This window comes from Modestobacter sp. SYSU DS0511 (assembly GCF_054050755.1).
This window is the reverse complement of sequence record NZ_JBJGZY010000048.1, coordinates 17166-27946: the sequence shown is the minus strand read 5'-3', so window position 1 is coordinate 27946 and position 10781 is coordinate 17166. Positions and strand designations below refer to the sequence as shown.

The following is a 10781-nucleotide window of genomic DNA, read 5'->3' as shown; positions in this document are numbered from 1 at the left end:
CCCCCCCCCCCCCCCCCCCCCCCCCCCCCCCCCCCCCCCCCCCCCCCCCCCCCCCCCCCCCCCCCCCCCCCCCCCCCCCCCCCCCCCCCCCCCCCCCCCCCCCCCCCCCCCCCCCCCCCCCCGCCCCGGATCCGCCTCGTGACGGGATCTCCCGGCACCCGCGGTGAGCAGGGCCCCGCCGGCGGTTGGCTGCGCCGGCTGACCGGCTACTGCCTGCGCCACCGCCGCGACCTGTTCGGCGCCTTCGCCGCGGCGCTGGCCGGCTCGGTGATCGCCGCGCTGGCACCGCTGCTCACCCGGGAGGTCGTCGACCGGGTGGTCGCCGGCGCCGACGGCGGGGGCGACGTCGACGTGACCCCGTTCGTGGTCGCGCTGGTGCTCGCCGGGGTGCTCCGCTTCGCCGCCGGGTTCGTCCGCCGCTACCTCGCCGGCCGGCTCTCCCTCGACGTGCAGGTGGACCTGCGCAACGACGTGCACACCGCCCTCGCCCGCCTCGACGGACCCGGGCAGGACCGGTTGCAGACCGGGCAGGCGGTGAGCCGCTCGATCAGCGACATCACCCTGGTCCAGGGGCTGCTGGCGTTCCTGCCCAACCTGACCGGCAACGCGCTGCTGTTCGTCGTCTCCCTCGGGGTGATGGCGTGGCTGTCGCCGCTGCTCACGGTGGTGGCGCTCGCCGTCGGCCCGGCGCTGTGGTGGCTCGCGCTGCGCTCCCGACGCGACCTCTTCCCGGCCAACTGGGCCGCCCAGCAGCAGGCCGGCGAGCTGGCCGGCGACGTGGAGGCCGCGGTCTCCGGCGTCCGCGTGGTCAAGGGCTTCGGTCAGGAGGACCGGGAGCTGGACCGGGTCGACGCCGGCGCGCGCACGCTGTTCGGGGCGCGGATGCGGGTGGTGCGCTTCACCGCCCGGTACAACCCGCTGCTGCAGGCGGTGCCGGCTCTGGGCCAGGTCGGCGTGCTGGCGCTGGGCGGCTGGCTGGCGCTGCGCGGCTCGATCAGCCTGGGCACCTTCCTCGCCTTCGCCACCTACCTGGCCGTGCTGGTCTCCCCGGTGCGGCAGCTGGCCGCGGTGCTCACCATCGGCCAGCAGGCGCGGGCCGGCGTCGAACGGGTGCTGGAGGTCATCGACACGCACCCGACGCTGGTCAGCGGGCCGGCGCCGCTGCCCGCCGGGCCGCTGACCGTCGAGCTGGACGACGTCACCTTCGGCCACGACGCCGACCGGCCGGTGCTCGCCGGGGTGTCGCTGCGGATCGAACCGGGGGAGACCCTCGCCCTGGTCGGCAGCTCGGGGTCGGGGAAGTCCAGCGTGGTCAGCCTGCTGCCGCGCTTCTACGACGTCTCCGCGGGGGCGGTGCGCGTGGGCGGGGTCGACGTCCGGGAGCTGGACACCACTGCGCTGCGGGCGGCGCTGGGCGTGGTGTTCGAGGACAGCTTCCTGTTCTCCGACACGGTGCGGGCCAACATCGCGTTCGGCCGGCCCGACGCCACCGACGCCGAGGTCCGCGCCGCCGCCCGGGCCGCCCAGGCCGACGGGTTCATCACCGCGCTGCCGGAGGGGTACGACACCGTCGTCGGGGAGCAGGGGCTGACCCTCTCCGGCGGGCAGCGGCAGCGGGTCGCGCTGGCCCGCGCGCTGCTGCCCGATCCGCGGGTGCTGGTGCTCGACGACGCCACCTCGGCGGTCGACGCCGCGGTGGAGGCGCGGATCCACGCGGCGCTGCGCACCGCCGTCCAGGGCCGGACGACGCTGCTCGTGGCGCACCGCCGCTCGACGCTGACACTGGCCGACCGGGTGGCGGTGCTCGACGGCGGGCGGGTGGCCGACGTCGGCACGGTGGCGGAGCTGGAGGCCCGCTCCCCGCTGTTCCGCGCGCTGCTCTCCGGTGCGGCCGAGGACCCGGGACCGGATCGCCGACATGGCCATTCCGGCGAAGCGGGAGCTGGGCCGGTGGCGGGTGGGGTCACCGCGGCGGCCTGGCCCGCGGCGGCGCCGGCCGCCGAGGACGACGGCCCGCTGCGCGCCGCGGCGAGCTCCATCGGCGGGCGCGGCTCGGCGATGGCGGCCGCGGCACCGACCGCCGCGCTCAAGGAGCTGGTGCGCCGGCTGCCGCCGGGGGACGACCGGCCCGACGTGCCCGCGGACCGGGCCCGGGCACCCGAGCCGGACTTCACCCTCCGCGGCCTGCTGCGCCCCTTCCGCTGGGTGCTCGCGGGGGCGTTGGTGCTGGTCGCGATGGACACCGCAGCCCAGCTCGCCGTCCCCGCCCTGGTCCGGGAGGGCGTCGACGACGGGATCACCGCCGGCTCGCCGCCGCTGCTGCTGGGCATCTCCGGGATCGCGCTGGCCGTCGTGCTGGCCGACGTCGTCGCCGCCCGCGGCGCCGCCTGGCTGACCGGCCGCACGGGTGAGCGGCTGCTCTACACGCTGCGGGTGAAGACCTTCGCCCAGCTGCAGCGGCTGGGCCTGGACTACTACGAGCGCGAGCTCGGCGGCCGGATCATGACCCGGATGACCACCGACGTCGACGCGCTGTCGGCGTTCCTGCAGAACGGGCTCACCACCGCGGTGATCAGCGTGCTCACCCTGGTCGGGGTGCTCGTCGCGCTGTTCTGGTTCGACGTCGAGCTGGCGCTGGTGCTGGTGGCCTCGCTGCCGGTGCTGGTGGTCGCCACGGTGTGGTTCCGGTCGCGGTCGGTGCCGGCCTACACAGAGGCCCGCGAGCGGGTCAGCGCGGTCAACGCCCGGCTCCAGGAGGACGTCGCGGGGCTGCGGGTCACCCAGGTGTTCGCCCGCGAGGAGCGCTCGGCGGCGGTGTTCCAGGAGCGGGCGCGGGAGTACCGCGACGTCCGGCTGCGCGCGCAGCGCTACATCGCCACGTACTTCCCGTTCGTCGAGTTCCTCTCCGAGGTCGCGGCGGCCGCGGTGCTCGCGGTGGGCGCGGCCCGGCTGATGGCGGGCTCCATCACCCCCGGTGTGCTGATCGCCTTCGTGCTGTACGTGAACACGTTCTTCTCCCCGGTGCAGTCGCTGTCGCAGGTGTTCGACAGCTACCAGCAGGCCTCGGTCGGGCTGCGCCGGCTGCGCGACCTGCTGCGCACCCCGACGTCCACCCCGGCCGCCGCCGATCCCCGCCCGGTCGGCCGGCTGCGCGGGGAGGTGCGGCTGGCCGACGTCACGTTCGCCTACCGCGGTGCGCCCGCGCCCGCGCTGCGCGACGTCTCGCTGACCGTGGCGCCGGGGGAGACGGTGGCCCTGGTCGGGGAGACCGGGGCGGGGAAGTCGACGGTGGTGAAGCTGGTCGCGCGGTTCTACGACCCGACGTCCGGCGCGGTGTGCGTGGACGGCGCCGACCTGCGGTCGCTGGACCTGCTGCAGTACCGGGCGCGGCTGGGCGTCGTCCCGCAGGAGGCCTACCTGTTCGCCGGCACGGTGCGCGACGCGATCGCCTACGGCCGGCCGGACGCCACCGACGCGGAGGTCGAGGCCGCGGCCCGCGCGGTCGGCGCGCACGAGATGGTCGCCGCGCTGCCGCAGGGCTACCGGACGCGGGTGGGGGAGCGCGGGCGGTCGCTGTCGGCGGGGCAGCGCCAGCTGCTGGCGCTGGCCCGGGCGGAGCTGGTCGACCCCGACGTGCTGCTGCTGGACGAGGCGACCGCCTCGCTGGACCTGGCCAGCGAGGCCGCGGTCACCCGGGCGGCCGACGCGGTCGCGCGGCGGCGGACGACGCTGGTCGTAGCCCACCGGCTGACGACGGCGGCCCGCGCGGACCGGGTGGCGGTGCTCGACGGCGGACGGATCGTCGAGGTGGGACCGCACGCCGAGCTGCTGGCGGCCGGCGGCCCCTATGCCGCGCTGTGGGCCGCGTTCACCGCCGACGAGGACGCCGCCCCGCTGCCGGCCTGAGCACGGTGCGGCAGGTGCCCAGTCGCCGGTGGTCCCGGGCAGTGAGCGCACATCGCTCGGCGGGGGCGCGATGGTGCGGCGGGTCACCTGACGTTGCAGCGGGGGTCGTGCGGGGCACGACACGTCCCATGACCGAGACCAGCACCGTCGGGGACCTGCAGGCCGACCGCCCGCTCGGCGAGCTCGAGGTGGTGCACGAGTTCACCGACGGACCCATGCCCACCGGCGTCTCCGTGTCGCACACCGGCCGGGTGTTCGTGAACTTCCCGAAGTGGGGCGACGAGGTGCCGGCCACCGTCGCGGAGATCCGCGACGGCCAGGTGGTCGCCTACCCGGACCAGGCGTGGAACGACCCCCGCGGCGACGACGACCGCGAGGCCTTCGTCAGCGTGCAGAGCATCGTCGTCGACCCGGCCGACCGGCTCTGGGTGCTCGACACCGGCTCGCCGCTGTTCCAACCCACCCAGGTCGGCGGGCCCAAGCTGGTCTGCGTCGACCTCGCCACCGACCGCGTCGTCCAGACGATCGTCTTCCCGCGCGAGGTCGCGCTGGAGACCACCTACCTCAACGACGTGCGCTTCGACCTGCGCCGCGGCGAGGCCGGCGTCGCCTACATCACCGACTCGGCAGACTCGGGCGAGAACGCGATCATCGTCGTCGACCTGGCCACGAGGGAGTCCTGGCGGCGCCTGCGCGACCACCCCTCGACCAAGGCGCTCACCCCGCCGGAGCTCCTCCTCATGGTGGAGGGCCGGCCGTTCCTGGAGCAGCCCGAGCCGGACGCCGAGCCGCAGCCGGTGGCCATGGGCGCCGACGGGATCGCCATCTCCGCCGACGGTGCCCGGCTCTGGTACTGCCCGCTGGCCTCGCGGCACTGGTACAGCGTCAGCACCGACGCTCTGGTCGACCGAGGCTCCGACGACGACGCGGTCGCCGCCACCGTCGTCGACGAGGGCGACAAGGGCTGCGCCGGCGACGGCCTGGAGACCGACGACGCCGGCAACCTGTACGCCACCGCCGGCGAGCAGAACGCCGTCCTCCGGCGCCGGCCGGACGGCGCGATGGAGACCGTCGTGCACGACCCGCGGCTGCTGTGGCCCGACACCATGTCGGTGGCCACCGACGGGCACCTCTACGTCACCGCCAACCAGCTGCACCGGCAGTCCCGTTACAGCGGCGGTACCGATCTGCGCCGGTACCCCTACGTCCTGTTCCGCACGCCGATCGGCGCCGGCCCCGTACTGCTCCGCCGGTGAGCACCACCGCTCCCGAGGGACACCGCGCGGTCGATGGGTCGCGCACAACAGGCCGTCGCCGGGCGGCTGACCTACAGTCCGATCCCGTGGCGCGACCGGTGGACGACGGGACGACGACGGTCCGGCAGCTGCCCGTGCCCGGAGCTCCGCTGGGGGAGGTCGTCGCCGCGCTCGAGGCGCGGTATGCCCCGGAGCTGGCCGAGAAGTGGGACGCCGTCGGCCTGGTCTGCGGCGACCGCGAGGAGACCGTGCGGTCGGTGCTCTTCGCCGTCGACCCGACCGCGGCCGTGGTCGACGAGGCGATCGCCACCGGCGTGGACCTCGTCGTCACCCACCACCCGCTGCTGCTGACGCCGGTGCACGGCGTCCCGGCCGACGACCCCAAGGGCCGGCTCGTGCACCGGCTCATCCGCGCCGGCATCGGGCTGTTCGTGGCGCACACCAACGCCGACCGCGCCGCCGAGCACGGGGTGAACGACGCGCTGGCGGCGACGCTCGGCCTGGCCGACACCCTCCCGCTGGACCCGGTGGGCGCCCCGCGGACCGACACCCTCGTGGCCTTCGTGCCGGTGGCCGGCGCCGACCGGCTGGCCGACGCGCTGGCCGAGGCGGGGGCCGGGGTGATGGGTGAGTACACCCGCTGCGTCTGGCAGACGACGGGCACCGGCTCGTTCATCCCCGGCGGCGACGCGCACCCCGCGATCGGCGCCCAGGGCCGGCTGGAGCGGGTCGCCGAGGCGCGGCTGGAGATGGTGGTGCCGCGGCACCGCCGGGCCGCCGTGCTGCGGGCGCTGCAGGAGGGGCACCCCTACGAGGACCCGGGCTACGCGCTGTTCGAGAACTCGGCGACGCCGTCCCGCGCCGGGCTCGGCAGGGTGGGGGAGCTGGCCGAGCCGACGACGCTGCGCGAGTTCGCCGACCGGGTCGCCCGCGCGCTGCCGGCCACCCCGGGCGGCGTCCGCGTCGCCGGCGACCCCGACCGCGCGGTGCGCACGGTCGCCGTCTGCGGCGGCAGCGGCGGGTCGTTGCTGGAGGCCGCGACCGCTGCCGGCGCGGACGTCTTCCTGACCAGTGACCTGAAGCACCACGCGGTCTCCGAGGCGCGGGAGGTGCCCGGCCCGGCGCTGGTCGACGTCGCGCACTACGCGTCGGAGTGGCCCTGGCTGCCAGTGGCCGCCGACCTGCTGCACCGGGACCTCGACGGCCGGGTGCAGGTCGCGGTCTCCGAGCAGCGGACCGACCCGTGGACCTGGCAGGTGCCCAGTACCGGCCCGTCCGGCAGCTGACCTCCCCTCGCCGTCCCGGCGGGCGGGGCGGCGCGGGTGGTCGAGGGACCTTCGTGCCCCCCCGCCGCTGGCAGCTCATGGTGGGCCCCTGCGCGGGGGCCGACGAGCGAGGGCGTGCCGGGTAGGTTGGCCACGTGCAGGCTGACCACTTCGACCAGCAGAAGCTGCTGCGTCTCGCCGCGGAGGACGTCGCGCTCGCGCAACTGGCCCACCGCCGGCGCACCCTTCCCGAGCTCGCCGCCGTCGAAGCCGCGCTGGAGGCACAGCGGACCGCGTCCGACGACGTCGTCCGCGCCGAGACGGTGGTCCGCGACCTCGACCGCGAGCAGAAGCGGCTGGAGAGCGACGTCGACACCGTGCGCCAGCGGGCCGACCGGGACCAGCAGCGGATCGACTCCGGAGGCGCCACGCCCAAGGAGATCACCGGGCTGCAGCACGAGCTGGAGTCGCTTCAGCGGCGCCAGGGTGACCTGGAGGACCAGGTGCTCGAGCTGATGGAGCGCCGGGAGGCCGCCGACGGCGCCCTGGCCGCGGCGCAGGCGGCCGAGGCGGCTGCGCAGGCCGAGCAGGAGCGCGCCGAGCAGGCGCGGGACGCCGCGCTGGCCGAGATCGCCGAGGGCGAGCAGCAGCACACCGCCACGCGTGCGGAGATCGCCGCGACCGTCCCCGCCGACCTGCTGAAGCTCTACGACCGGGTCGCCGGGCAGACCGGCAGCACCGGTGCCGCGGAGCTCAAGGCACGCCGCTGCCAGGGCTGCCGGATCGAGTTCTACGGCGTCGAGCTCGCCGGGTACCGGGCGGCCGACCCGCACACGGTGATCCGGTGCGAGAACTGCGGCCGGGTGCTGGTCCGCACCGCCGAGTCCGGGCTGTGAGGCGTCCGAAGGCGGCGGTGTCGGCATCATCGCGGGGAGCACCGGCGACCGAGGCACGGCCCGGGACCGGAGCTGAGCGATGAGAGAGCTCATCGTCGAGGCCGACGGCGGGTCGAGGGGCAACCCGGGGCCCGCCGGCTACGGCGCCCTCGTCCGCGATGCCGCGACCGGGCGGCTGCTCGCCGAGCGGGCCGAGTCGGTCGGTCGCGCCACCAACAACGTCGCCGAGTACGGCGGTCTCGTCGCCGGGCTGCAGGCCGCCCTCGACCTCGACCCGACGGCGAGCGTGGAGGTCCGGATGGACTCCAAGCTGGTGGTGGAGCAGATGTCCGGGCGCTGGAAGATCAAGCACCCGGACATGCAGAAGCTCGCCGTCCAGGCCCGTGACATCGCCCGCCAGCTGGGCGCGGTCCGCTACACCTGGGTCCCGCGCGCGCAGAACGGCGCCGCCGACGCGCTGGCCAACAGCGCGATGGACGGCAAGCCGGTGCGCCGCGACCTCGCCGCCGAACCGGTGGTCGTCGAGGACGACGTGCAGCCCACCGAGCCCGCCCCGGTGCTCACGACAGTCACCCACCTGCTGCGGCACGGGCGCACCGAGCACACCCCGGAACGTCGTTACAGCGGCAGCAGCGACCTGCCGTTGTCGCAGGTCGGACGGGCGGACGCCGAGGCCGCGGCCCGGCACCTGGCCGGCCGGGGCATCGACGTCATCGTCAGCTCACCGCTGCAGCGCACCCGGCAGACCGCCGAGGCCGCCGCCGCGGTGCTGGGGGTCCCGGTGGAGGTCGACACCGACCTGCGCGAGCTCGACTTCGGTGCCTGGGAGGGGCTGACCGCCGACGAGGCGCGGCAGAAGAGCCCGCTGGCCTACCGCCGCTGGTCCGGCGCCACCGACGTCCGCCCACCCGGCGGGGAGTCCGTCGCCGACGTCTCCGCCCGGGTCGCCCGGGCCCGCGCCCGCATCCTGGAGCGGCACGCCGGGAAGACCGTGCTGCTGGTCAGCCACGTCACCCCCATCAAGCTGCTGCTCGCCGCGGGCCTGGGCGTGGGCGACGAGATCGTGCACCGGGTGTTCCTGGAGGCGGCGTCGCTGTCGACGGTGACCTGGTCCTCCGACGGCCGCGCGTCGGTGCGGCTGGTCAACGACACGAGCCACCTCAGCTGAGCCGGCGGGGCATCATGGTGCCCCGCACCCTCCAGCGCCACCCCAGGAGCAGCACCGTGACCGTCGCCCCCGCAGCAGCCGCGCTCGGCGAGCGCACCATGAGCCCGGCCGAGTACGAGGCGTGGGCCGCCGAGGTCCGCCGGCTGGCCGACGAGCGCGGCGCCGTCGTCCTGGCGCACAACTACCAGGTGCCCGAGATCCAGGACGTCGCCCACTTCACCGGCGACTCGCTCTACCTGTCCCGGGTCGCCGCGGAGACCGACGCCCGGGAGATCGTGTTCTGCGGCGTGCACTTCATGGCCGAGACGGCGAAGATCCTCTCCCCGGAGAAGACCGTGCTGCTGCCCGACCACGCGGCCGGCTGCTCGCTGGCCGACTCGATCACCGCCGCGCAGCTGCGCGAGTGGAAGGCCGAGCACCCGGGCGCCGTCGTCGTCAGCTACGTGAACACCACGGCGGCGGTGAAGGCCGAGACCGACATCTGCTGCACCAGCTCCAACGCCGCCGACGTCGTCCGGTCGATCCCCGCCGACACCGAGATCCTGTTCTGCCCCGACCAGTTCCTCGGCGCGCACGTCAAGCGGGTCACCGGGCGGGAGGACATCCGGATCTGGGCGGGGGAGTGCCACGTGCACGCCGGGATCAGCCCCAGCGACGTCCGCGCCCAGATCGCCGCCCACCCCGACGCGGAGGTGCTGGTGCACCCCGAGTGCGGCTGCACCACCTCCGTGCTCGACCTCGTGAGCCACGGCGACCTCCCCGCCGACCGCACGCGGGTGCTCTCCACCGGCGGCATGGTCGAGGCCGCGGTCGCCACCCGGGCGCCGCAGGTGCTGGTCGCCACGGAGCTCGGCATCCTGCACCAGCTGCGGGCGGTGAACAGCGGCACCGCGTTCATCCCCATGAACGACCAGGCGGCCTGCCGCTACATGAAGATGATCACCCCGGCGAAGCTGCTGGCCACCCTGCGCACCGGGGAGGGCGCGGTCGACGTCGACCCGGACGTCGCCGCCCGGGCCCGCCGCGCGGTGGAGGCGATGATCGCCATCGGCGAGCCCGGCCGCGGCGGCGAGTAGAAGGACCCCGCTGCCCCCCACGACACGCTCCGCGCGCCGCGGGCCCCTGCAGCGGGGCCGTTCCAACCCGTCACCTAGCCGCGCAGGAACAGGTAGATCGACACGGCCACGCCGAAGACCACGATGAGCACCCGCAACGGGGTGGTCGGGATCCGGGTGGCGACCCTCGCGCCCAGGTACCCGCCGAGCAGGCTGGCCGGCGCGCAGACGGCGACGTAGGCCCAGGCGACCGGGCCGAACAGCCCGAAGACGACGACGGTCACCGTGGCGGTCACGGTGGCGACCGCGCTCTTCATCGCGTTGGCCAGCTTGAGCCGGCCCAGGCCCAGGCCCAGGACGCCGACGAGGATCACGCCCAGGGCCCCGCCGAAGTACCCGCCGTAGACGGTGGCCAGGAACAGCGCGACGTAGACCCAGGCCGCGTCGCGGGTGCGGGTCTCGTCGGCGGCGCGCCGCACCCGGCGGGTGATCAGCGGCTGGGCCAGCAGCAGCAGGCTGGCCAGCAGCACCAGCACCGGCACGATCGTGTCGAACGCCTCGGACGGCAGCGTGAGCAGCAGGATCGAGCCGACCGTGCCGCCCAGCACCGCGACGACGGCGAAGGCGACCAGCCGGCGGCGCTGCCCGACGTACTCGCGGCGGAAGCCCAGCACACCGCCGATGTAGCCGGGCCACTGGGCGATCGAGTTGGTGACGTTGGCCGCGACCGTCCCGAGACCGAGCGCGACCAGGACGGGGAAGAGGATGAGCGACCCGCCGCCGGCGATGGAGTTGACGCCGCCGGCGAGGAGGGCGACCCCGGCGGCGATGAGCAGGTCGACGGCGGACACGAGCGGCGAGCCTACTGTCGTCCCGTGCGGGAGCAGACGCGTGCGCTGGCGATGGCGGCCGGGATGACCGGCACCGGGGTGTTCCACCTGGTCCGGCCGCAGGTCTACGACTGGATGATCCCGCCGGAGCTGGGGCCGGCCCGGCCGTGGGTGATCGGCAGCGGGCTGGCCGAGCTGGCCACCGCTGCGCTGCTCGCGGTGCCGGCGACGCGGCGGGCCGGGGGCTGGGCGGCGGCCGGGCTGCTCGTCGGTGTGCTGCCGGCGCACGCCCAGACGCTGCGGGCCACCCGGCGGCACCCGGCGAGGCTCGCGGTCGCGGTCGCGCGGATCCCGTTCCAGGTGCCGATGCTGCGGGCGGCGTTGCGGGTGGCCCGCGGACGCTGA

General features: G+C 75.7%; 8 protein-coding genes. 7 read left to right on the top strand and 1 reads right to left on the bottom strand.

Annotated features, from left to right (window positions below; genetic code table 11):
- The first annotated feature begins 138 nt into the window (after positions 1-138).
- The 6 genes from ACI783_RS17890 to nadA all read left to right on the top strand — a co-directional run bounded on the left by ACI783_RS17890 (position 139) and on the right by nadA (position 9567).
- Positions 139-3906 (top strand): ABC transporter ATP-binding protein, encoded by a 3768-nt coding sequence (locus tag ACI783_RS17890; protein WP_457141698.1) that lies wholly within the window; start codon positions 139-141, stop codon positions 3904-3906.
- A 128-nt stretch (positions 3907-4034) separates the two neighbouring features.
- Complete coding sequence (locus ACI783_RS17885; protein ID WP_457141697.1) at positions 4035-5162, top strand: L-dopachrome tautomerase-related protein; 1128 nt, start codon at positions 4035-4037, stop codon at positions 5160-5162.
- 86 nt (positions 5163-5248) lie between these two features.
- Positions 5249-6448 (top strand): Nif3-like dinuclear metal center hexameric protein, encoded by a 1200-nt coding sequence (locus ACI783_RS17880; RefSeq protein ID WP_457141696.1) that lies wholly within the window; start codon positions 5249-5251, stop codon positions 6446-6448.
- Between the two features lie 134 nt (positions 6449-6582).
- Positions 6583-7323 carry a zinc ribbon domain-containing protein gene (locus ACI783_RS17875; RefSeq protein ID WP_457141695.1) on the top strand — a complete coding sequence of 247 codons (741 nt, stop codon included), beginning with the start codon at positions 6583-6585 and terminating at the stop codon, positions 7321-7323.
- Positions 7324-7402: 79 nt separating this feature from the next.
- Positions 7403-8491, top strand: coding sequence for a bifunctional RNase H/acid phosphatase (locus ACI783_RS17870; RefSeq protein WP_457141694.1), 1089 nt, complete (start codon positions 7403-7405; stop codon positions 8489-8491).
- A gap of 56 nt (positions 8492-8547) precedes the next feature.
- Entirely contained in the window at positions 8548-9567 is a 1020-nt protein-coding gene (nadA, locus tag ACI783_RS17865; protein ID WP_457141693.1) for a quinolinate synthase NadA, read from the top strand.
- 74 nt (positions 9568-9641) lie between these two features.
- On the opposite strand, the gene ACI783_RS17860 is transcribed toward nadA, so the two are convergent.
- A complete protein-coding gene (locus tag ACI783_RS17860; protein ID WP_457141692.1) occupies positions 9642-10397 on the bottom strand; it encodes a sulfite exporter TauE/SafE family protein in 756 nt (251 codons plus the stop codon).
- A 24-nt stretch (positions 10398-10421) separates the two neighbouring features.
- Between ACI783_RS17860 and ACI783_RS17855 the strand changes: the two genes are divergently transcribed.
- Positions 10422-10781, top strand: a complete 360-nt coding sequence (locus ACI783_RS17855) for a DoxX family protein (protein WP_457141691.1) — start codon at positions 10422-10424, stop codon at positions 10779-10781.

Excerpts from the sequence above, each read along its gene's own strand:
- ACI783_RS17870 (WP_457141694.1), top strand. The coding sequence starts at position 7,403 with ATGAGAGAGCTCATCGTCGAGGCCGACGGCGGGTCGAGGGGCAACCCG.
- ACI783_RS17885 (WP_457141697.1), top strand. The coding sequence starts at position 4,035 with ATGACCGAGACCAGCACCGTCGGGGACCTGCAGGCCGACCGCCCGCTC.